Below are 23,683 nucleotides of genomic sequence, written 5' to 3'. Positions count from 1 at the left end.
CACTCTTAGAGGCGTATTAATCGCTAATGCAGCCATGGTAGGCTGTTTTATTTGTTTTGCCAATGCCATATATAATAGATTCATAATAGGCCAGCTTATCTTTTCCAGGCAGGGCAATGACGGTGACATCATTGGCCGCGAGCAGATCCAGCTTGAATTTGGAGGCAGCTACATATTCTTCCGGTATATAGTAATATATTTTATTGGGTACCGGTACATTTTTATGATGAAACTTTTGCCGCGCCCTGTAGGTGAGTAACCACCAAAGGTCTGTTTCAACAAAGTCGAGCGACAACCCAAAAATGTGAACATCATCCGTAAAGAAGAGATCAATCCAGGAATGAAAGTATACTTCTTTCGAATGTATACGGCGTAGTAAAGAGCGGCGTGGCACTTCTTTCGACGTATACACGGTGCCACTGACTACGTAGTTACGCATCATCTGTAGTTGCCCACCATAGTGTTCAAAGCCAAGATTAATACTCATCGGGTTAAGGCAATCGCCGTGGATATGCCAGTAATTAGTATCGCCAACTTTATATTTTCTGAAAATGCTGTAAAACTTTTCGTTGATTAAACTGGTGTTTTCCAGCGGCGTACTGCCTTCCAGGGTAAACTCATAGTTGGTAGTCAGGATATGTGCTGGTTTGAGCGCCCTGATGGCGCTGTGTATGGTATTACCTTTTATTTCCGCGGCTTTGATAGCGATGAAGGATTTCAGATCTTTTTCACGGATTTTATGATTTTTGCTGGCCGTTAAAAATATTTCTTCATACAACAGGGGGAAAGGCTTTTTGTTGTCCAGCTCTACACAATCGCCTGCATGACAGAAAGTGATAATGTCCTGTAGGAGGTCTTTCCAGCTTTGTCCGCGGGAAATGTTGTTGATATCATTTCCAATTAATAGTACGTGGTTTTTCATAAGATACAATCGGTTTTTAAGGGTAGATGAATCGGAAGGTGAGGTTAATCCTCCCCGTGCTTATTTTAGCTGTTTTAGGCACCTGGTGTTCCCAGTATGTTTGCAGGGAACCTTTCATAATGAGCAGTGAGCCGTGTTGCAGTGGCAATTCATATTTGCGGTGATGGTCACTTTTATAACGCAGGAGAAAGCGTCTGGTAGCTCCGAAGTTTACGGAAGCAATGATCGGTTCGGGTCCCAGTTCCGGCTCGTCATCTGCATGCCAGCCCATGGAATCGTTTCCGTTACGGTATAAATTCAATAACACGCTGTTGAAAGCATGCCCACTCACCGGGGTAATACGATCGCGTATTTGGGTTAAGGCCTGCGTCCAGTTTTCGGGTGCATAGGTGTTCCCGGAAAAGCGGTAAGAAGAGGTGGCATCGCCATGCCAGGCCATCAGTCTTGGAAATAAAACAGGTTTCCCATACATCATCATAGATTCCTGTTTCCAGGCAATGCTATTGGTGAGTATACGCATGAAATCGTCACTCTCCACGGTAGTAAAAAACTGTGGATAATAGACCAGCTCCCCATTCAGTAATGAAATCTCTTTGGCTGCATCCTGATCATCGAAGAAACTTCCCTGCACATTCATAATATAAATTTAGGAACACGCTACGCAGTGTATATGTGGAGTTATTTATCCGGCGTATTATCTTTCCAGGCCCACAGATAGCGGCAGGCATGGGTTCGGTAGGGCGACCATTTCGCGGATATTTTGCGGAGCTGATCCCGGAATTCTTTTTTGTTTTCCCGGTCCAGGTTGTACAGCTTAATCATTGCTTGTTGCAGACCCCAGTCGTCGATCGCAAAAATATCTTCCCGGCAGAGATAGAACATCAGCAGCATTTCTACCGTCCAGCGGCCTACGCCTTTGATTTGCGTAAGATAGGCGATGATGGTTTCATCATCCATTTTCTTCAACTTACTATCCGTAAGCTTTTCTGTAATAACGAAAGCAGCCACGTTATGCACATAAGTGACTTTGGCGTTAGACAAACCAATTCCACGGAGGGTAAGGGCCGGGGTATCCAGTATTTGTTGGGCAGTAGGCTCCTTGCGGCCGTAAAGGTCCAGGAAGCGGGAGTAGATTACATCGGCTACCTTAACAGACAACTGCTGACTCATAATAGAGCCAATCAGTTTCAGGCAGATGTTTTTTCGTATAGTCAGCTCCGTTAAAGGGCCGTCAATAATTTTTCGGAGTTTTTTATCCTTGCCAAGATGGTCCTGGTAGTGAACCGGCCTGGCCTCCGGAGTGCCTTTTGATTTGGGCATAAAACGTTTTTTAGTAAGTATGTCACCTTATCTTCCACCCCGGAATACCATGAGCTGATTAGTAATTGAAAGGTTGTGTATAGATTACCTGCAACAGGGTTTGACCTACTGATTGCAGCGTTTTTTTGTCTATCACGTCCATATTATCGTTCTGGGTATGCCAGTGAGGAGCAAAGTCGTTATTAGCCTGCAGTGCAATAATATCGAATGTAGGGATGTTGGCAATCGTGTTTACCGCGATATGATCATCAGTGATAAAAGCGCCATTGTTTTCATAACGGAACTGATCAGAGTAGCCCAGTTTGTTGGCTACATCCCAGAACATTTTCATTTGTGCAGATGCATATTGTTTGGAAGATCCTTCCATGTAGAACTGTGTGCCACGGCCACCTACCATGTCCAGCAGGATGCCGTAGTTGGCCTTGTAGCCCGGTATATGCGGGTTTTTAGCCCAGTACTGTGTGCCAAGACAAAAAGAGTTTTCATCATTTTTGGCACCATAGTCTTCCACATCTACCAATAAAATATCCACACCCGCTTCCGGCTTCTGCAAGCGGAATTGGCGGGCTACTTCCATGAGTACAGCCACACCGCTGGCGCCATCATCTGCGCCATCCAGCTTCTTTGTTTTGTCGAAAGCATCCTCATCTGCCCAGGGCCGGGTATCCCAGTGGGCCAGCAATAATATGCGCTGCTTAGCCGCCGGATTGAAACTGGCGATGATATTAATACAAGGCAGCTTCTCATTTTTAGGACCAGTAACAGTAGTCTTTTGCACATATACCGTATCTGCCCAGGAACGAAAACGGCCAACCAGGTAGTTGGCGCACTTCTCCTGTGCGGGCGTATTGGGTATTCTTGGCCCAAAACTCACCTGTTTGGCGGTGTAAGCATATGCCGAGTCTGCCTGGAAAACAGGCACTGGTACGTCCAGTTTGGCTACCTTGCTGGCGCCGGTACTGTCGTTGTTATTGTCGCTTGTCTGGCCATTCTGCTGACAGGCGCCGGCCGTTAAGGCCAGCGCAGTCAACGTAATAAGAGCTTTACGCATTATTGTCGGAAATATTTAGTTTATTGAAGACTGTATGAAACAGATCCGTCTTTTTCATCTTTCAGCTGCACGCCAATAGATAATAATTCATTCCGGATTTTATCGGAAGTGGCGTAGTCCTTACGGCTTTTCGCTTCTTTCCGCATTTCAATCAGCATCTGTAATACGCCATCCAGTTTATCATCTTCTCCGGTGATAGTTTCGGGTTGAATGCCCAGGATGTCTACCAGGAAGGTTTTCCAGGTTTGTTGCAACAAGGCGAACGTGTCTTCACTGAGTTCGTGCATTTTTATTTGCCCGCCTTTCAGGGAGTTGATCACCGGTGTTAATTCAAACAGGTTCGCCAGTATTTTCGCCGTGTTAAAGTCATCATTCATGAACTCCGTGCATTCTTCGCACCAGGTGCGTACCTGCTTGTCCAGCTCTTCATTGATGCCTTCTCCATTGCTGGTATAAGTGAGCTTTTGTAATGTTTCGTAGGCTGCCCATAAGCGCTGTAACCCCTTCTCTGCCGCCTGCAGGGCTTCATTGGAGAAGTCCAGCGTGCCGCGGTAATGTGTCTGCAACACAAAGAAGCGGATGGTCATGGGGCTGTAAGGCTTATCCAGTTGTGGATTGGAGCCGGAAAACATTTCGGTAAGCTTAATCGTATTGTTGTAAGCTTTCCCCATTTTGCGGCCGTTAATGGTGATCATATTATTGTGCATCCAGTAGCGGGCCATCATCTCTCCGTGAGCTACTTCACTTTGTGCTATTTCGCACTCGTGGTGTGGAAACTGCAGGTCCATGCCTCCGCCGTGAATATCGAACTGACCGCCGAGATATTTGGCGCTCATAGCAGAGCACTCAATATGCCATCCGGGGAAACCTTCGCCCCAGGGGCTTGGCCAGCGCATCAGGTGCTCTGGTGGCGCCTTTTTCCACAGTGCAAAATCGGCTTTATTGCGCTTATCATCCTGTCCTTCCAGTTCCCGCGTGGTTTCCAGCATGTCTTCCAGTACCCGGCCGCTCAAAATGCCGTAGTCATGGCTGGCGGCATATTTTTTCACATCAAAGTATACACTGCCATCTACTTCATAGGCATAGCCTTTTTCCATGATGGTTTTGATCATTTCTATCTGCTCAATGATATGACCGGTAGCAGTAGGTTCTATGCTGGGTTCCTGGCAGCCGAATTGCAACATGGCCCAGTGGTACAGGTTGGTGTATTTCTGTACAAGTTCCATGGGTTCGAGCTTTTCCAGGATGGCAAACTTCGAAATTTTATCTTCTGCGGCACGGCCTTCTTCTTCAAAGTGGCCGGCGTCGGTGATGTTACGTACATAACGTACTTTATAGCCCAGGTGCTTTAAATAGCGGAATACCACGTCGAACGTAATATACGGACGGGCATGGCCCAGGTGCGATTCCCCGGATACGGTGGGTCCGCACACATACATGCCTACGTGGCCAGGGTGTAAAGGGGTGAATACTTCTTTCTGTCGATGTAATGAATTGTATATCCTTAGTTCTGACATATGCTGTAAATGACAGATGCGGTCCGGGTGTTCCGGATCCCGACATCTTATTTTTTATTGATGGATGGCAAAGATAAAAATTGTTTTCCGGGTACGATTAATTCCCGTAACAACATCGGTCTGCCCAATAAATATGATACATTTTCATAATGATTACAGTTATTTATTTACTTCTACTTCCGCTTTTCCGTTGCCCATTAAACTCATATTGGCAATTACAGGATAATGATCAGACAGGTCGGAAATGATTTTCCGGAAGCTATTTACCTTAAAATGGTTACTCACAAAAACATAATCAATACGTAATGTAGGTGCCAGCCCTGTAAAAGTACGTCCTATTCCGAAACCTTTTTGCAGAAAAGCGTCTTGTAAATCCCCTTTAATGGTAAAGTAGGTATAAGAAGCCGGGGTATCATTAAAATCCCCACAAACAACTACCGGATAAGGGCTTTGCCGGATAAAATCACCGACAATATCGGCTTGTTGACTGCGACGTATATACGCTTCCCGCATTTTTTGTATGATGCTTTTAGTTGCTTTTAAGCCGGTATCTTCCTGTTTTTTGATTTTTTCGATAGCCGTATAATCTTTTTTATCGAACCGGTATGATTCCAGGTGCATATTAATAATCCGGATGGTATCTTCTCCTTTTACAATGTCTGCATAAATCAAGCTCTCACTTCTGGGACCCACACTCATCTTCACCTTATCGGAAGCAATGATCGGAAAACGGGAATAAATAATAGACCCCCAGTGTTGCATGCCATCGCGGTTAAAATCGCTGGAAAAGTAGCGATACGGTAAAGACATCTCTCGGGAAATATCCTCCCGGTTATTAAAATCATTCTTTCTTTCCGAGGTATAAAAGTCCTGGAAGCAGGCAATATCCAGCTCCTGCTTCTTGATCATGGCAAACATCGCCTGACGGTTGTATTTACTGTCCTTTTCCCGGTATAGTCCAAACTGGCTCACATTATAGCTCATAATGGTGAGCGTATTGTCGCCCTTTACTGCCTTATTGCCCGAAGGCAGGTGAAAAGCCACAAAAGCACTGATAGATTTCCATCCTAGTAGCAGTGCAATCAGGGATAGCAAGGCATAGCGATAATTAAAAAATAGCCATCCGACAAGGAATATGGTTAACACACCCAATAAAAACGGGAATGCCAGCGTAATAAAACTGATGGGCCAAAACCAGGCTGGCGAAATATAAGGCGCCAGGCAAGCTCCCAGGAAAAGTAATACTACGGCGAAGTTGATGATCAAAAAAAATCCTTTCGTAAATAGTCGTAAAAATCGCACCGCGTCGTACTTTGTTGAAGTACTAAAGTTAGTGTTTTTTCAACGACAGACAGGCCATAACCGGGAAATGCTCGGAAGGATACGTGGTGAGCACCTCTCCTCCGTTAATACGGAAGAATCGCTGTGCCAATATGTAATCTATCCGCAGGGACGGCGATAAAAAAGACAAGGTACGTCCCCAGCCACGGCCGGTTTCCAGGAAAACATCCTGTAAATCCCGACTGGCAGTTCTATACGTATAAGACACCGGAGTATCATTGAAATCGCCGCAAACGATAGTAGGATAGGGGCTTGCTGCCACCAGCGCGGCCAGTTGTTCCGCCTGCGAGGCCCTTTTCCGGAATGTGGCGCGCATTTTATAAATCAGGCCGGAACTGCCGGGAGCTTTCATGTTTTCATAGTCATCACCTCCAAACATATACGAAGTTAGCTGCACCGAAAATACCCGGATAGTATCACCCCGCACTACCAGGTCGGCCTGTAGGAAAGTACTACCGCTGCCAGCCTTGCTCTCGCCGCAGGGAATGGCCTCCGCAGCCACTATCGGAAAGCGGGAAAACAGGGCAATGCCATAGTGCCAGGTATTCCATGTGGTTTTATCGCAGGTAAAATAATGATACGTGTAGTTTCCTGTTTGCATCAGGCTGTCTGCATGACGCTCCAGGCCCGGTTGATCGTTGCTGTAAAACTCCTGCAGGCACAGAATATCGGGACTGTTCTTCAATACTACATTGTAAATGGCGGCTTCTTTATCCTTATTTGTTTTATAGGCCATCAGCCCCATGCTGCTGGTGTTATAAGTCATGAGGGTAAACTCCCTGCTATGGGGTTGTTTGGTGATGTTGTTATTACGGGAGATGTGAATGCCCCAGGTAGCCAGTGCTGCGGGCATACAACAGAGCACTGCGATACCGCACAGCCACCACTGTTTTTTGTATTTAAACCACCACAATACAGGTATTAAAAGCACGCAAATGGGAAATAGGAGGGGAAAGAAGAAGCCAGAGAACCCGGTAATCCAATATTTGCCAGGGTTGAGATACGGAAGATAAGCGCTTAACAACAGGCCTACCGCAATGATCAAACTAACCCAAAGCAAAAGGTGTCGAAATATTTTTTGTAGCATAGGGTTAGAGGCAATTACAGATTACGGGAATTAAATTACAAATTAAGAGGGACACATCAGCGAATAAACGTCGCACATGTGTCCCTCTTTATCGTAATTGGTATTTTTTAATTTGTAATGCTTTTATTCTGTTCGGCTTGCCCGGAGTAAGGTATCTCTTTCATCTGGTGAAAGGGAAGACAGGCCGTTTTCGTTGATCTTATCAAGGATTTCATTTAGTCGTTGTTCCGGCACTTTACCAATACGTCTGAACGGCTGTTGATCGCCATCACTGGTACTCATCTTTTTTTTAAGTTCGTCCGGGTTCACCTGTTGGGCGGCCGGATGGAAAACGTGTGTGAGCTTAAATGTGAGTCTGTTTAAGCCGGCTCCCCAGTCGTTACCCTTTTTCCATTGCGTCATGTAGATCAGGCCGGCAAGACCACCACCCACCAACACTGGAATGTAGGTATAACCATAGGCAGATGACATTAGCAGGGAACCCACAGAAAGTACAATAAATATCAGGGTAATCACCCACAGGGATATGCCTCCTGACAGTAAAGGGAAGATCCGGTAACGGGGTGCAATGGCAGTAACACCCACAGCTATTGCCATAATGCTACCTGCTGCGCCCAGCCAGTATTCTGATCCGCTGATTACATGAAAGGAAGGGATCAGCGCCATAGCTGCTACATAAAAGAGATTACCAACAATACCTCCAAAAAGGTACAAAGGTAAAATTCGTTGATGGCCAGCCAGGTGTTGCATAAAAGTGCCAAAGCACCATAACCACACCAGGTTGGTAAATACCTGCCAGGTACTGATATGTGTAAACAGAGAGGTGACCAGTGTCCACGGGCGTGTTAACAGTTTGGTCGGGTTGGCGGGAAGCCTCAGCCAGGACATAATATCCTGGTGAAACCGCGGCTCGCCTACATTCTCCATCTGGTAAATAACAAGTGTGAAGAAGAGGAATATAAAAACAGTAAGATTAACGACCAACAATTGTGTCACCATATTTCGTCCTTCTCCTAAAGAGAGGCGGGGCAATTTCTCCTTTTCCAACGCATGCATGGTACATATATTTTTCAATACAAAAATACGCTATTAATACTGTTGTATTAATAAAAATCTGTTCGGTGTTTGTTCCAGTTTCTCAGCAGCAGGTAGGCAAAAAGTGCTCCACCGAGGTGAGCAAAGTGAGCTACGTTATCGGCCGGATTATTCTGGATCCCGGACCATACCTCTCCGATAATCATGAAGGCGACTACATATTTGGCCTTTATAGGGAACATCGCAAAGAAATACAGGTACCTGTTGGGGAACATAAAGCCAAAGGCAAACAAAATACCATATACAGCCCCGGAGGCGCCCATCGTGGGAACACTACGGTACATATGCACATAGTCCCTGACGTATAGCCGCGCAATATCAATAGCCTGGGAGTCATTGTTGGCCAGCGCATTTTTAAGGCTTTCCATACTGGCAGTGCCATTACCAAGATCATATTTGCTATCCAGCAGGGCAAAATTGCTGTACGATGGATCGTTCAGGAAGTTAGTGGCATATTTGGTAAGGTTCACGTTCTCGTAAGTAAGCACGCCCATATGACAAAGCGCGGCACCTAATCCACACACCATGTAGAAAATGAGAAAGCGCTTGGGCCCCCATATGTTTTCCAGCGTGGAACCAAACACCCACAGGGTAAACATATTGAAGAGCACATGCGAAAAATGCCTCGGATCGTGAAGAAATAAATGCGTGACAAACTGATGAGGCCTGAAAAGTTCGGAGCCTATATAGTGGAGGCCAAATAAACGACTCAAATCATAATCATATCTGTTTAGCAGGGTAATCTGCACTAACCAAACCAAACCGTTAATGATCATCAGGTTTTTGATCACCGTAGGAAGGAACTGAAATTTTCCGGGCCTGTACTCGTTCATTGTTGCTTAGTTATTAACTCTTTTTTTCAACAACACCACATTTTCAATATGGTGTGTATGTGGAAACATATCTACTGGTTGTACCTTTTCCACTGTATACAGTGCATCCAGCAAAGCCAGATCCCTGGCTTGTGTAGCCGGATTACAGCTCACATATACAATTTTAGGGGCTGCAATTTCAAGCAGTTTATTGACCAGCTTTTCGTGCATGCCTGCCCGTGGTGGGTCGGTGATAATTACATCCGGTTGTCCATGGTGTGCAAAAAAAGCATCATCACAAATATCAACAACATCGCCTGCAAAAAACTCGGCATTGTTAACATTATTTCTGGCCGCATTTTCTTTTGCATCATCTATGGCTTCTTTAATCAGTTCAATGCCCACTACTTTGCCGGCATTGCGTGATACAAAAATGCCAATACTACCCGTACCGCAATATAGATCGTATACGGTTTCCGTTCCTGTTAACCCGGCAAAATCCCTGGTTACCTTATACAGGACTTCGCCCTGGTAAGTGTTGGTCTGGAAAAAAGATTTAGGACCTATTTTAAATACAAAGTCTTCCAGCTTTTCTTCTGCATATCCTTTACCAAAATATACTTTCGGCTCCAGGTCGAAGATAGTATCGTTGCCTTTCGGATTAATGGTATACAACAAAGTGGTAATGGCTGGTACTGTTTTCAGCAAATGATCCAGCAGTGCCACCCGGTTTTCCTTGTCTTCATGACGGATCACCAGGTTCACCATAATCTCGCCGGTAGTACACAGGCGAATCACCAGGTTCCGCAACCAGCCCTGTTGTGCGCGGATATCGTAAAACGGCAGCTCATGTGCAATGGCGTATTCACGAATGGTATTACGGATCAGGTTTACCGGTTCCTGCATGAGGTAGCAGGTATCTATATTGAGAACTTTATCAAATAATTTAGGTACATGGAAGCCCAGTGCGGGTTTTACTGGTATTTCTCCGTCATTGGCCCTGATTTCCTCATTGGTCAGATAAGCTTTATTACTGAAGGTAAACTCCAGCTTGTTCCGGTAATGCTCCGTATTCACCCCGCCCAGGATCGGATCCATAGGTGGTAATACCAGCTTCCCGATACGTTGTAAATGGTCGGCTACCTGTTGCTGTTTGAATTCCAGTTGCTGCGCATAAGGAAGCATCTGCCACTTGCAACCGCCACAGGTGCCAAAATGCTGGCAAAATGGGGTAACCCGTTTGTCAGAATAGCTATGAAAGTGAACCACTTTCCCTTCTGCCCAGTCTTTTTTGTTTTTACTAAGGCGAACATCCACTACATCTCCGGGTACCACACCACCTTCAATAAATATTACTTTCCCGTCTTGACGGGCCAGCGCTTTACCCTCCGCCGCATAGGCAGTAACAGGTACATTTTCTAAAACAACATTTTTTTTCCTCACGGCTGCAAAGGTAATTGGAAATGCTGAATCCTACGTTCTAATTCATGTAATTACCACTCACCACACAGCTTTCGGTTTTTACTTTTTTCCACTTACATTTACATATTGCTTAGAAATATTATGCGTAAATTATTTGTTATACTGATAGCCACCCTTTTAGGGCACTTCACCCTGCAGGCACAGGGATACCAAATTGCCGTTAAACTGAAGAGTTTTACGGGTGGAAAATTCTTTCTCGCCCACTATATGGGTCGATCAACCTATCTGGCCGATTCGGCAGAGGTAAGCCCAACAGGGGATGCTATCCTGAAAGGCAAAGAAAAACTCCTGCCTGGTATTTACCTGCTGGTATTACCGGGGAAGGAAAAATATGTGGAAACATTGATCGACAAACAGCAATTCTTTAGCGTTACACTCGATAGCTCCGACCTGATCAACAAAACCGTGTATAAAGGCAGCCCGGATAACGATCTGTTCCTGTCTTACAATAAATTCCTGTTCCAGCAGGAAACCCTGAGCCGCAATATCCAGCAACAATTGCAGGCTGCGCGCACCGCAGCAGATACGGCCAAAGTAGCGCCGCTCCAGAAAGAGCTGGGCAAGAAAATCCAGGACTTCCGGAGCGACTTTATTACCAAACATCCGGGCATCATTCTCAGCACTATTTTCCTGGCCATGAAAGAACCGGAAGTACCCCAGCAGCCCGCCGGGGAAGACTCTACCTTTGCCTATCGCTATTTTAAAGGGCACTACTGGGATGAGGTAGACCTGGAAAGCGACCGGTTAGTAAGAACGCCTATCCTGGAAGGAAAGCTGAAAAAATATTTTACCCAACTGGTAATGCCCTCACCAGACTCTATTATAGTAGACTGCGATGCCCTCATTGCCCGCACACGGAAAAGCAAAGAAGCCTTCAAATTTGTACTGTGGTGGCTGACCTACAACTATGAAAGCTCTCCTTATATGGGAATGGACGCGGTATTTGTTCACCTGGTAGAGAAATACTACGTGCCAGGCGAAGCGTTTTGGCTGAGTGATGAACAACTGAATAAAATTGTGGACCGGGCCTATGCCCTGGCGCCTAACCTGATCGGAAAACAGGCAGCTCCACTGGAGTTCAGGGATTCCGCTTCTAATATGCTCTCCTTATATAAAACCCAATCAAAGTATACTGTGCTGGTTTTCTGGGACCCCACCTGCGGACACTGTAAAACAGAGCTGCCCCGCCTGGATTCAGCCTTCAAGGCCAGCTGGAAAAGCAAAGGAGTAGCCATGGTAGCCGTAAAAACAGAAGGTACCCGGGAAGAATGGTTGCAATTCATCAAAGACCACGACCTCAGTGGCTGGATACATGGCTCAGATCCTCAATCTGCTACTAATTACCGGCGGCTATACGACGTATACAGCACGCCCATGATCTACCTGCTCGACGATAAAAAGAAAATTGTGGCTAAAAAACTGGGAGTGGAGCAATTGCAGGAGTTTTTAGACCGGTCAACTACGAAAAATACAGCTACTGCGCGACAATAACAAGAAAAAAATGTGATGTTTATTGTTGATAACCAATGTGATGTGATATTTTAACAATCCTTTGGCATAGTCTTTGGCATGTGGTACCTACAGTGTATCAATTGATTACCTTTTTGGATGAAAATAACCGGGTAACAAACAATTCACTGAATAAGTTGTAATAACAGCAGCAAGCAAAAAAAAGGTTCATTTTATTTATTTAGTTGGCAATCAAAAAAAATTAGAGGCGGTGCCTCACTTGTAGGCACCGCTTTACTATTAAATTAAATTACATCACATGAAAAAGGTATTATTATCTGCAGCGGCTTTATTAATAGCCAGTCTTTCTTTTGGTCAGGTTAAATGGGGTATCGTTGCAGGCCCGCAGTTTTCAAGCATTACGGCGAAAGCTTCAGGTTCCTCAAAAGAAACCAGCAACCTCCTGGTAGGAGTTAGAGCTGGTTTTACAGCAGATCTTCCATTGGGAGATGATTTCTTTATTGGAACAGGATTACTGTATTCCGGTAAAGGTGGAAAGGCAAAACAGGGAGATGTAAAAACTACTTTGTCTTACCTGGAACTGCCTATTCACTTTATGTTTAAACCAGAAGTAGGTAGTGGTAAACTGGTACTGTCTGCCGGCCCATACCTTGCTTATGGAGTAGGTGGTAAAATAAAAAACACAGTCTTAGGTGATATCGATGTATTTAGTGATAATGCCTTATTAGCTAAGCAAAAACGTTTCGATGCTGGTGCCGGTATCAATATAGGCTACGAAATGCCAATGGGCCTTTACTTTGGTTTGAACACAGACCTGGGGCTTATTAATACAGCTGATAACACCAGCAACGACCGCAAATTCAAAAATACCTCTTTCGGCGTATCCGTAGGGTATAAATTCGGCGGCAAATAAGCCACACCAAAATGATTTTTTTATTAACCACCTGGTAATTCCAGGTGGTTTTTTATTTTTATCAAAACCTTTGTTTACTTTAGCATCCAGTAACCAGCTGAGCATTAATACTTTTCCCCAAAGCGTGTGTCACAGTGACTTTTTTATAATCTTTTAGTACCGAACTACTGATGAAGTTTTTTACACTCCTATCTACAGCACTGCTGCTATTTGTTGTTTCTAATTCCCATGCACAAGTCAGTTTAGGAATTCGTGGAGGCTACGTAAACGCCGGACTAGCTGACCCTGATAATAGTACTGCCCCGGGTACTTCACATCAGGACCGTTGGCAGGTAGGCACCTACCTGAATGTTCCCTTATTTAAAAATGGCTACCTGCAGCCGGGAGTAAGCTACATTGTAAAAGGGGCTGACCTTAATTATCTCGTCCCTCATCCGAACTTATTTACATCCGGTCCTACCAAACTAACCATGCGATACCTTGAATTGCCGGTAAACCTGGTATATAAAATACCGGTAAGCTTCGGTAAGCTGGTAGTGGGCGCCGGCCCTTATGCAGCTTATTGTGTACGGGGCGAGTATAAAATGGAGGCCTTTGATGGCAGCGGAAAAGGGGCGGAAGGCTCCAGACGTATCGATTTTAAATCATCGCCTAATGTTTTTGGCACTAATATAAATATGCAGCGCTGGGATGCAGGGCTCAATTTTACTGCCGGTATTGAGTTTAACAACCTTCTTACACTAACCGGCCATTACGGATATGGCATGATGGACCTGGATAAATCAACAAGCGAATTCAAAAACAGGTATTGGGGAATCAGCCTTGGGTTTATATTTGACCGCGAAGACTGGTAACTTTACCACAACGATATATAGAAAAGTTCTTCCCGTAAGGGAGGAACTTTTTTTTTGTCCGGCACGTAAAACAGCCCTTTATATTTTTTTTAAAATGGAGTAGGGGACAATGGTGTTTACTGCGTCTTATTAGCGAAAGAGATCACCGAATGGTGATTTCGATCATTGGACAGTTATAATTAAAAGTGTGACAGTTATAGGGATATGCCACTATGTATCTACATAATGGCATTATTTTTTTATATGAAAGAGAAAACGAAAAAAAGGGAAAGACGTCTGTCCTTCCCTTCTTTTTTATGATGAAGTTATCGCTTACATAATGGCTGCTACTGCCTGGCGAATTACATTCGGTTTGCCAAGGGTATAGTAGTGTAATACCGGTACGCCAAAGGCTTTTAGCTCTTTTGACTGCGCAATCAACCATTCGGTTCCCACCAGCTCTACATCTTTGTCTGTTTTGCATTTCATGATCTCAGAAGACAGATCTGTAGGAATATCTACATGGAAAATGCGTGGCAACATGGTCATTTGTTTCCTGGATGTCAATGGCTTCAGTCCCGGGATAATAGGAACAGTAATACCTGCTTCCCGGCACTTGGTTACAAAGTCAAAGAATTTCTGGTTATCGAAAAACATTTGTGTAACAATATAATCCGCCCCGTTTTCTACTTTTCTTTTCAGGTGTGCCATATCTGTTTGCATGTTCGGCGCCTCAAAATGTTTTTCAGGATAGCCGGCAACACCAATGCAGAAATTGGTTTTAACCCCGCTTTGCAAGTCGTCTTCCAGGTATACACCGTTATTCATGTGAGCCACCTGGTCGAGCAGTTCAATCGCATAGCTGTGACCGTGAGGGTCTGGTTCAAAGAAAGTTTCGTTTTTAGGTGCATCTCCACGTAAAACAAGTACATTGTCGATACCCAGGAAGTTCAGGTCTATCAGCGCATTTTCCGTTTCCTCGCGGCTAAATCCGCCACAAATCAGGTGCGGAACAGCATCTACCGTGTAATGGTTCATAATGGCAGCGCAAATACCTACTGTACCAGGGCGTTTGCGGATTTCTACCTTTTCAAATGAGCCATCCGCCTTTTTCTTGAACATATGCTCGCTACGGTGGTAAGTCACGTTAATAAATGCCGGCTTGAACTCCATTAACGGGTCCAGGTGGTCATAAATAGACTCAATACTCTTTCCTTTTAAGGGAGGGAGGATCTCAAAAGAAATCAGGGTGTCTTTGGCCTGTGCAATATGTTCAGTTACTTTCATAAAGTTTATATGCTTTGGAGAATGCGATGAAAACAGCGATTCCTGCTAAAATACGCCGGCAAAAATAAGATATCCCCTAATTATAATCAGATCATTTTTAATCTTATGACAACTATAACTAGGCTAACTGAATGAATTGCTTATTTTTGCTAAGTTTGATCATATGGCATTAAGAATACATACAGACCAGCTGGTAAAGCGTTACGGCAACAGAACGGTGGTAAACCATGTATCTGTGGAGGTGTCTCAGGGTGAGATAGTGGGGCTGCTGGGCCCTAACGGAGCGGGTAAAACCACCTCCTTCTACATGGTAGTAGGGCTTATTAAGCCGGATGAAGGGAATGTATACCTGGATGGCCAGAACATTACCAAACTGCCCATGTACAAAAGAGCCCAGATGGGGATCGGTTATTTACCGCAGGAAGCTTCCGTATTCCGGAAACTCAGCGTGGAAGATAATATTGCGGCCGTACTGGAAATGACAAAGCTGAAAAAAGCAGAACAAAAGGAAAAGCTCGAAAGCCTTTTAACGGAATTCAGGCTGACCCACGTTCGCAAAAGTCCCGGTGATGTACTAAGTGGTGGCGAAAGACGCCGCACAGAAATAGCCCGCGCACTGGCAGTAGACCCTAAGTTTATCCTGCTGGATGAACCGTTTGCCGGTATCGACCCCATTGCGGTGGAGGATATCCAGGGTATTGTGGCCAAACTCAAGTATAAGAATATAGGTATCCTCATTACTGACCATAATGTACAGGAAACACTGTCCATTACCGACCGGGCTTATTTATTGTTTGAAGGCAAAATCCTTAAATCAGGGTCAGCAGAAGAGCTGGCAGAGGACGAACAGGTAAGAAAAGTGTATCTTGGTCAGAATTTTATTCTGCGCCGGAAAGACTACCTGGACGAAGCAGCTAAACAATAAAAATAATTCTACAGCATCCTATATGAGAATTTTAAGTCCTGCAATATCACAACTGGCAAGATTGCGCATGGGGCGTATTGCGTATTTCATGCAGTACCCTGTGCAAGTGCAGCAGCAGGTATTCCAAAACCTTATCAGTGCCGCGCAATACACCGAATTCGGTAAGCAGTACGGCTTTTCGAAGATTTATAAGATAGACGAATATAAGCAGCGCGTTCCTATTCATACTTATGACACCATCAAGCCTTACATACAGCGCACGATGGAGGGACAGCAAAATGTACTCTGGAATACACCCATTAAATGGTTCGCTAAATCCAGCGGTACCACCGCCGATAAAAGTAAATTTATCCCGGTAACCGTGGAGAGCCTGGATGAATGTCACTACCGCTCCGGCAGAGATGTTATTTCTCTCTATTACAATAATTTCCCGGATTCCGATGTTTTTACCGGAAAATCACTGGTCATCGGTGGTAGCCATCAGGTGAACAAACTATCGGAAAACAGCGACTCCTACTTTGGAGACCTCAGCGCCGTGATGTTGCAAAACATGCCATTTTATGGCAATATGATCCGCACGCCAGACCTGGAAATTGCGCTCATGGACGAATGGGAGGAAAAAATAGAACGCATGGCCAATGCGGTGATCCACGAAAACGTTACCTCTATTGCAGGGGTACCCACCTGGACCATCGTACTGATCAAACGTATTTTTGAGCTAACCGGTACAGACAACCTGGCCGATGTATGGCCCAATGTGGAATTATATATGCATGGTGGAGTAAGCTTTACGCCTTACCGCGAGCAATTCAGAAAATTGATCCGCAAGCCACTCATGCATTACCAGGAAACCTATAACGCCTCTGAAGGCTTTTTTGCCGCACAGGATGTAGTAGGGGAAGAAGGATTGCTCCTGTTCCTGAACCATGGCATCTTCTACGAATTTATGCCGATGGAGGAACTGGGGAAAGAAAATCCACAAACACTGCAATTACAGGAAGTGGAACTGGGTAAAAACTATGCCCTGGTGATCAGCACCAATGGCGGATTATGGCGCTACCTCGTAGGAGACACCATACAGTTTACTTCCCTGCTTCCTTACCGGATTAAAGTGAGCGGCAGAACCAAATCGTTTATCAACGCCTTTGGAGAAGAAGTGATCGTAGAAAATTCTGACACCGCTGTTGCCAAAGCCTCCGAAGCTACCGGCGCCGTGGTGAATGATTATACCGCTGCACCTGTTTACTTCAGCGACAACGGGAATGGGGGACATGAATGGCTGATTGAATTCGGAGTAGCACCAGATGATATCAATAAGTTTACTAACGTGCTCGATAGCACGTTAAAAACCATTAACTCGGACTATGAGGCAAAAAGATATAAAGATATCGCCTTACATATGCCGAAGGTACATGTGCTGCCGGAAGGGACTTTTTGCGAATTCCTGAAGAGTAAAGGTAAACTGGGTGGACAACATAAAGTGCCCCGATTGAATAATGACCGTAATTACCTGGAAGAAATCCTGAAATTTGCGGCCAATAACATGAACGCTTAAAACCTATCAACTATAACATGAAATTACTGGAGAACAAAGTAGCGATTGTAACAGGCGCCAGCCGTGGTATCGGAGAAGCAATTGCGTTGAAATTTGCAGCACAGGGGGCCAATGTAGCTTTTACTTATGTGAGTTCCGATGAAAAAGCCCAGGCACTGGAAGCTAAACTGACAGCGTTGGGTGTAAAAGCAAAGGCATATAAATCTAATGCCGGCGTGTATGAAGAAAGTGAAGCTCTGGTAGCAGATGTATTGAAAGAATTCGGCAAAATTGATATCTGTGTGAATAACGCAGGTATTTCCAAAGATAACCTCCTGCTCCGCATGAGCCCTGATCAATGGGATGATGTGATGAACGTCAACCTGAAGAGCGTATATAATATGACCAAACAGGTAATACGCCCAATGATGAAAGCGAAGAGCGGAAGCATTATTAATATGAGCTCCGTAATTGGTATTATGGGTAATGCCGGCCAAAGCAGCTATGCTGCTTCTAAAGCAGGTATCATCGGATTTACCAAATCCATCGCCCAGGAACTGGGTAGCCGCAATATCCGTTGCAACGCAGTAGCACCAGGTTTCGTAGAAACAGATATGACCAGTTACCTCAAAGAAGGAGAGGGCGCTGCTAATTATATTCAACAAATTCCGTTGGCCCGTTTCGGTACACCCGAAGATATCGCCAACGTTTGTCTTTTCCTGGCTTCCGATATGAGCAGCTACGTAACCGGGCAAACAATCAGCACTTGCGGCGGTTTGTGTATGTAATTCAATTAGTTAAAGATGTTAAAACGCGGGCCTATAACCCGCGTTTTTTTATTGGGCCTACTTGTCGTATCTTTTGGCGCAGTGAACATAGCGAGGATGTCAGGAATATTTTGGAGGAAGTAAGTAAAAATATAGTCCAGCAACAACATCAAATGCCGCCTTTTGAATCATTATTCAAAACGTATTACCCTGCGCTCTGCACCTTTGCTTATGATTTTGTGAACAGGCATGAACTGGCAGAAGAAATTGTACAGGACACCTTTATGAAAATATGGGAGAAATACGATGACCTCAATATCCAGGTGTCTGAAAAGGCATATCTGTATAGGGCTGTACAAAATAACTGCCTCAACTTCATTAAGCAAAACAAAAGCAGAACGCAATACAGCAGCGAGTTACTCCAACAGATGGAATCCCGTATCCATCTCTTTAGCCTTCCCGCCGACTCACCCGCGGAGATGCTGGAAACGTCCGAACTGGAGCAACTGGCAGAGAAAGCTATCCGTAAACTACCACCTCAGTGCCAGGACGTTTTTCGCCTCAGCAGGTTTGAACAACTCAGCTATCCTGAAATATCCCGTCATTTAGGGATCTCTGTCAATACCGTAAAAACACAGATGACCCGCGCCCTGCAACGGTTACGCGATGAATTACTCCCCTTGTTGAAGTAGCGTGTTAAATTAAAAAGAAATTTTTTTTCTTTCCTTGTCACCCTATGTGATTCCGAATACTGTCTTAGTACTTGTTTTCTATATGATGGGGCCTAACTATACACAGGAGCAGGTGGATGACCTGATTGCACGCTTTTTATCCGGCAATATTTCTGCCGAAGAACAGGAGATGCTGGAACAATGGATCAATGCGCAGGCAGAGAACAGATCCTATTTCCTGCAACTGCGGGATGTATGGCAGGCGACAACCCTACCCGGATCATATGATACCGCAGCGGCCTGGGATCGCTTGCAGTATAACGCCGGCGTAACGCAGCCATTAGTAGTGAACAGATGGAAAAGCTATTTCCGTATAGCTGCCTCTTATACATTACCCTTCTTAATTGGTGGAAGCCTGGTATACGCCTGGTCATCGCTGAAGAAAGGAGAAAGCAGCAACGGAATGGTAACCGTAACCAGCCCAAAAGGGGCTACTACCAAAATTGAATTGTCTGATGGTACGGAAGTATGGCTGAATGCGGGCAGCAAGCTGCAATACGCACAGTCCTATAACCTCCGGGGCCGCGAAGTCAAACTGGAAGGAGAGGCATTCTTTAAGGTGCATACCAATGCCCAGAAACCCTTCACCGTAAAGGCTTCCGACCTGAAGATACTGGCACTGGGGACTTCTTTCAATGTAAAGGCATACCCGGAAGACAAAACAGTGGTAACAACATTGGTAGATGGAGAAGTGAAAATTGATGGGAGTAAAACCACCACACCTTTTGGACTGATGATGAAACCTCATCAGCACGTGGTATATAAGAAACCATTGACAGACCATAACAGTGAACACAGCACAATGCCAATATCCGGAGGAGACAGCGCGGATGCTGCTCCGGTAGAAACCAGGGAAGTGAACGATACAGAAATATATACGGCCTGGAAGGATGGCAACTGGATTGTAGCCGCTCAAACCATGGATGAACTGGCAGTTACCATGGAACGCAGGTTTAATGTAAAAGTGATCTTTAAAGAACCAGAACTGAAGGAGTATCGCTTTAGTGGTACATTCCGTCAGGAAACACTGGAGCAGGTATTGAATATTCTCAAGTTAACCGCTCCGCTGAAATACACCATAGATAAGGGAATAGTAACCCTTGAAGTGGACAATGAACTGAAAGAAAAATACATCAAAGCATTTAAGACAAGGTAATCACCAAAATGTAAGGAGAATCAACATTCATCACCTGTAAAACAAGCTTACATGCCCGATATGAAGAACTAAAAAAATTGGGAGTGATGCGACTCACCCCCAATTCAACGAAAATCACTTGTTGGTGAATGGCCTTTGCGACGGGCCATATCGCCGTAATTATTCGTTTAACTAAAATCTATACAAGTTTATGAAATCCACTGCAAACCTGGCGGCATTTTTTTGCCCCGGGCGAAAATTATTGCTTATGACGAAATTGACCGGTCTGCTGATTTTCGGAGGTTTTTTACAAGTATCTGCCAGCGTATCTGCCCAGGAGAAAATAAAAGAACTTCATGCTGAAAACGCAAGCGTGAAAGAGGTATTTAAGCTTATTGAGAATAAAAGCAACTATCGCTTCTTCTACAACGAAAACTTCGCTGATCTCAATAAAGCGGTTACCATTGATGTGAAGGATAAGAAGATCAATGACATCATGAAGTTACTCTTCAATAGCTCCAATGTTACTTATCGTGTGCTCGAAAACAACCTGGTGGTGATTACTCCCAATGGTATAGCACAGCAGAAAGTAACGGGCTATGTAACAGATGCCAATACCAGGGAGCCTCTGCCTGGTGTAACCGTATCCGTAGAAGGTACCAGCACCGGTGCCGTAACGGATGCTACTGGTAAATATACCATCCAGGTGCCGGCTGAAAGCGGTATTCTCGTGTTCTCCTTTATTGGATATACTTCCCAGAAAGTACCAGTAGGTGGCCGTCAGGAAATCAATGTAAAATTGGATCCCGATACCAAGAAACTGGAGGAAGTAGTAGTAATGGGGTATACCACCACTACCACTAAAAACCTCACCGGCGCGGCGCAGGCAGTAAGCGGCACCAAGCTGAAAGATGTTACTGCCAGCAGCATGGATAAGATGCTGCAAGGTAAAGTGAGCGGCGTATTTGTGGGTAATGCTTCCGGAGACCCTTCTGCAGCACCCGTTATCCGTATTCGGGGTAATGGTACCCTCACTGCCGGTAACTCTCCGCTGATAGTAGTGGATGGTATCATCGGCGGGCTTCCTAATCCCAGCGATATTGAAAGCGTAACCGTGTTGAAAGATGCAGCGGCTACAACCTTATACGGTGCCCGCGCGGCCAACGGCGTAATGGTCATCACTACCAAAAGAGGTAAAGCCGGTAAAACACAGGTTAATTTCCGGACCAACGTTGGAACCGCTAAACTCAACACCGGGCATTTCCACCTGATGAATGGCGCCGATCTGTACGACCTGCAAACAGCCGCAGGAGCCAAGCTGGATCCATCTCTCCGTAATATTAATACCAACTGGCAGAAGCTGGCCTTTCAGAATGCTAGCAACCAGAACTATGAATTATCTACCAGCGGTGGTAATGAGAAAACAAAATTCTACCTGGGAGGTAACTACTATAAAGAAGATGGTATCCTGAAAGGTACTGGTGTAGAGCGCTTCAGCGCACGCCTCAACCTGGATCACAACATCACCGATAAATTCAGGGTAAGCTTTAATGCAGCAGGTACCCAAACTACTGACCAGGACAACTCCAATGGTTCTCTCTATCAGTATTATACCAACCTCCCATGGGATAAAGCATACGATGCACAGGGCAACCCGGTAAATCCACTGACCGCAGACACCTGGTACGGAAGGGATATGACCAACTTCGTTTACGACCAGCAGTATAACTACACCAAAAATAAAAGACAGTCGCTCGAAGCCCTGATAAAACTGGAGTATGACATCACCAAATGGTTATCGTTCAGCACTACCAACCGTGCGCAATACTATCACTTCAACCAGGAAAGTAATGGAGATGTAAGAACATCAGCCGGCTCTGATGATCGTGGTAATCTTTATAACTACTACCAGGATACGGCTGCTTATATCAGCTCCAACCTGTTGAAGGCAAGATATACTTTCAATAAAAAGCATAACGTAGATGGACTGTTGGGTGCAGAATTCCAGCAAGCGAACATGAATGATATCAATGCAAAAGGTAAAGGCATTATACAGGGCGTGAATGTATTGGATGGTACTTCTGCGCCTATGTCTATTGGCGGTACCAAATTTGCCCGTACGTTCAATTCTTACTTTGTACAGGCCAATTATAACTACGATTATAAGTACTACTTTACTTCTTCCTTCAGAAGAGATGGATCATCCAAGTTTGGCGCGAATCAGCAATATGGTAACTTCTATGCTTTCGGTGCTTCCTGGGCAATCTCAGAGGAAAGCTTTATCAAACCAATCAAAGCTATTACCAATCTGAAACTGAGAGCCAGCTACGGTACTACCGGTAACGCCGAAATCAATGATTACAGCGCTATTGGTGCTTATGCTATCAACACCCAATACAATGGATTTCCCGGCGCTAACCAAAGCATTTACAATGTGCCTAATCTTTCCTGGGAGAAAGCCTATAATACCAACATAGGTATAGATCTGGGCTTGTTTAACCGGATTAATCTGACAGTAGAACTTTATCAGAAAGATAATAAGGACCTCCTGTTTAATGTGCCACTCCCCGGAACTGCCGGCTATAGCTATATCTCGCAGAACGTAGGATCGGTGCGGAATAAAGGTATTGAAATCAACCTCAGTACCGACAACCTGGTAGGCGAATTTAAGTGGAGCACCGATTTCAATATCGGCTTTAATAAAAACAGCGTAATTGATTTGTATGGTGGTAAAAATCAGATCATAGATCCCATCAGCGGTTATTTTGTACTGCGTCAGGGACAAGACATGCGCAGTTTTTACATGCGTAAATGGGCTGGGGTAGATCCCGCCAATGGAGATCCACTCTGGGAAAAACTGATCACCGATGCTAACGGTAAAGTAACCAGCAAAACCACTACCAATAACTATAACGATGCATCCTTGCAGATTGTAGGTTCCGCCACTCCGAAATTCTTTGGTGGTATGCGTAATACCTGGTCTTACAAAGGATTCCAGTTGAGTGCTTTCCTGTCTTTTGTTTCCGGCAACCAGGTGTATAACAACACCCGCGAATTAATGGATAATGATGGGGCTTACTATACTTATAATATGATGGAACTGGATAAAGGCTGGAACCGTTGGCAAAAGCCCGGTGACAATGCCACCCATCCGTTGTTCAAAATCAAAGGCAACAAAAATTCGCATAAACCGTCTTCCCGTTTCCTGGAAGACGGCAGCTACCTGCGTTTAAGAAACGTGAACCTGAGCTACTCACTGCCTAAAGCCTGGCTGGACCGCATACATGTAGGAAATGCCAGGATTTCTATTGGCGGCGACAACCTGTGGACTGCTACCAAATTCTCTGGCCTGGATCCGGAAGTAGATGATCGTGGTATCAACTCTATAAAATACCCATCCAGCACCAAATGGTTTGCAGGGCTTGAAATTAATTTTTAACAGGAGCTAAAAGAAATTAATC

Annotated in this window: 20 protein-coding genes; 9 read left to right on the top strand and 11 right to left on the bottom strand. The window is 44.9% G+C overall.

Features of this window, described 5'->3' with window-relative positions; translation table 11 throughout:
- Positions 1-16 precede the first annotated feature (16 nt).
- The 10 genes from AC5ZC7_RS28925 to rlmD form a co-directional block, all read right to left on the bottom strand.
- On the bottom strand, positions 17-922 hold the full coding sequence (locus tag AC5ZC7_RS28925) for a hypothetical protein (RefSeq protein WP_496160889.1): 906 nt from the start codon (positions 920-922) through the stop codon (positions 17-19).
- Between the two features lie 16 nt (positions 923-938).
- Positions 939-1,559, bottom strand: a complete 621-nt coding sequence (locus AC5ZC7_RS28920; RefSeq protein WP_496160888.1) for an alpha-ketoglutarate-dependent dioxygenase AlkB — start codon at positions 1,557-1,559, stop codon at positions 939-941.
- Between the two features lie 41 nt (positions 1,560-1,600).
- Complete coding sequence (locus AC5ZC7_RS28915) at positions 1,601-2,242, bottom strand: DNA-3-methyladenine glycosylase family protein (RefSeq protein WP_496160887.1); 642 nt, start codon at positions 2,240-2,242, stop codon at positions 1,601-1,603.
- 58 nt (positions 2,243-2,300) lie between these two features.
- The gene (locus AC5ZC7_RS28910; protein ID WP_496160886.1) at positions 2,301-3,293 is read right to left on the bottom strand and encodes a M28 family peptidase; all 993 of its coding nucleotides are present in this window, start codon (positions 3,291-3,293) and stop codon (positions 2,301-2,303) included.
- 20 nt (positions 3,294-3,313) lie between these two features.
- Positions 3,314-4,810 carry a cysteine--tRNA ligase gene (gene cysS / locus AC5ZC7_RS28905; protein ID WP_496160885.1) on the bottom strand — a complete coding sequence of 499 codons (1,497 nt, stop codon included), beginning with the start codon at positions 4,808-4,810 and terminating at the stop codon, positions 3,314-3,316.
- Positions 4,811-4,969: 159 nt separating this feature from the next.
- Positions 4,970-6,076 (bottom strand): endonuclease/exonuclease/phosphatase family protein, encoded by a 1,107-nt coding sequence (locus AC5ZC7_RS28900; RefSeq protein WP_496160884.1) that lies wholly within the window; start codon positions 6,074-6,076, stop codon positions 4,970-4,972.
- Between the two features lie 64 nt (positions 6,077-6,140).
- A complete protein-coding gene (locus tag AC5ZC7_RS28895; protein WP_496160883.1) occupies positions 6,141-7,238 on the bottom strand; it encodes an endonuclease/exonuclease/phosphatase family protein in 1,098 nt (365 codons plus the stop codon).
- A 123-nt stretch (positions 7,239-7,361) separates the two neighbouring features.
- Entirely contained in the window at positions 7,362-8,294 is a 933-nt protein-coding gene (locus tag AC5ZC7_RS28890; RefSeq protein WP_496160882.1) for a rhomboid family intramembrane serine protease, read from the bottom strand.
- Between the two features lie 47 nt (positions 8,295-8,341).
- Entirely contained in the window at positions 8,342-9,166 is an 825-nt protein-coding gene (locus AC5ZC7_RS28885; RefSeq protein ID WP_496160881.1) for a rhomboid family intramembrane serine protease, read from the bottom strand.
- 6 nt (positions 9,167-9,172) lie between these two features.
- On the bottom strand, positions 9,173-10,588 hold the full coding sequence (rlmD, locus tag AC5ZC7_RS28880; protein WP_496160880.1) for a 23S rRNA (uracil(1939)-C(5))-methyltransferase RlmD: 1,416 nt from the start codon (positions 10,586-10,588) through the stop codon (positions 9,173-9,175).
- Between the two features lie 120 nt (positions 10,589-10,708).
- Here rlmD and AC5ZC7_RS28875 point away from each other — a divergent pair, with 120 nt between their 5' ends.
- The 3 genes from AC5ZC7_RS28875 to AC5ZC7_RS28865 all read left to right on the top strand — a co-directional run bounded on the left by AC5ZC7_RS28875 (position 10,709) and on the right by AC5ZC7_RS28865 (position 13,864).
- Positions 10,709-12,118, top strand: a complete 1,410-nt coding sequence (locus AC5ZC7_RS28875; protein WP_496160879.1) for a DUF5106 domain-containing protein — start codon at positions 10,709-10,711, stop codon at positions 12,116-12,118.
- Positions 12,119-12,395: 277 nt separating this feature from the next.
- The gene (locus tag AC5ZC7_RS28870) at positions 12,396-13,010 is read left to right on the top strand and encodes an outer membrane beta-barrel protein (RefSeq protein ID WP_496160878.1); all 615 of its coding nucleotides are present in this window, start codon (positions 12,396-12,398) and stop codon (positions 13,008-13,010) included.
- Between the two features lie 170 nt (positions 13,011-13,180).
- A complete protein-coding gene (locus AC5ZC7_RS28865; protein WP_496160877.1) occupies positions 13,181-13,864 on the top strand; it encodes an outer membrane beta-barrel protein in 684 nt (227 codons plus the stop codon).
- Between the two features lie 312 nt (positions 13,865-14,176).
- Here the strand turns inward: AC5ZC7_RS28865 and metF are convergent, their stop codons facing one another.
- Positions 14,177-15,130, bottom strand: a complete 954-nt coding sequence (gene metF / locus AC5ZC7_RS28860) for a methylenetetrahydrofolate reductase [NAD(P)H] (protein WP_496160876.1) — start codon at positions 15,128-15,130, stop codon at positions 14,177-14,179.
- Between the two features lie 163 nt (positions 15,131-15,293).
- Between metF and lptB the strand changes: the two genes are divergently transcribed.
- The 6 genes from lptB (at position 15,294) to AC5ZC7_RS28830 (ending at position 23,661) form a co-directional block, all read left to right on the top strand.
- Positions 15,294-16,055 (top strand): LPS export ABC transporter ATP-binding protein, encoded by a 762-nt coding sequence (lptB, locus tag AC5ZC7_RS28855; RefSeq protein ID WP_496160875.1) that lies wholly within the window; start codon positions 15,294-15,296, stop codon positions 16,053-16,055.
- Positions 16,056-16,077: 22 nt separating this feature from the next.
- On the top strand, positions 16,078-17,610 hold the full coding sequence (locus AC5ZC7_RS28850; RefSeq protein WP_496160874.1) for a GH3 family acyl-acid amido synthetase: 1,533 nt from the start codon (positions 16,078-16,080) through the stop codon (positions 17,608-17,610).
- 17 nt (positions 17,611-17,627) lie between these two features.
- Positions 17,628-18,377, top strand: coding sequence for a 3-oxoacyl-[acyl-carrier-protein] reductase (fabG, locus tag AC5ZC7_RS28845; protein WP_477077817.1), 750 nt, complete (start codon positions 17,628-17,630; stop codon positions 18,375-18,377).
- Between the two features lie 152 nt (positions 18,378-18,529).
- Positions 18,530-19,048, top strand: coding sequence for an RNA polymerase sigma-70 factor (locus AC5ZC7_RS28840; protein ID WP_496160873.1), 519 nt, complete (start codon positions 18,530-18,532; stop codon positions 19,046-19,048).
- Positions 19,049-19,130: 82 nt separating this feature from the next.
- Positions 19,131-20,243 carry a FecR domain-containing protein gene (locus tag AC5ZC7_RS28835; RefSeq protein WP_496160872.1) on the top strand — a complete coding sequence of 371 codons (1,113 nt, stop codon included), beginning with the start codon at positions 19,131-19,133 and terminating at the stop codon, positions 20,241-20,243.
- A gap of 247 nt (positions 20,244-20,490) precedes the next feature.
- Positions 20,491-23,661, top strand: a complete 3,171-nt coding sequence (locus AC5ZC7_RS28830; protein ID WP_496160871.1) for a SusC/RagA family TonB-linked outer membrane protein — start codon at positions 20,491-20,493, stop codon at positions 23,659-23,661.
- The last annotated feature ends 22 nt before the right edge of the window (positions 23,662-23,683 follow it).

It is taken from the genome of Chitinophaga sp. 9-1-y, assembly GCF_059511905.2.
This window is presented reverse-complemented; position numbering and strand designations above follow the sequence as displayed.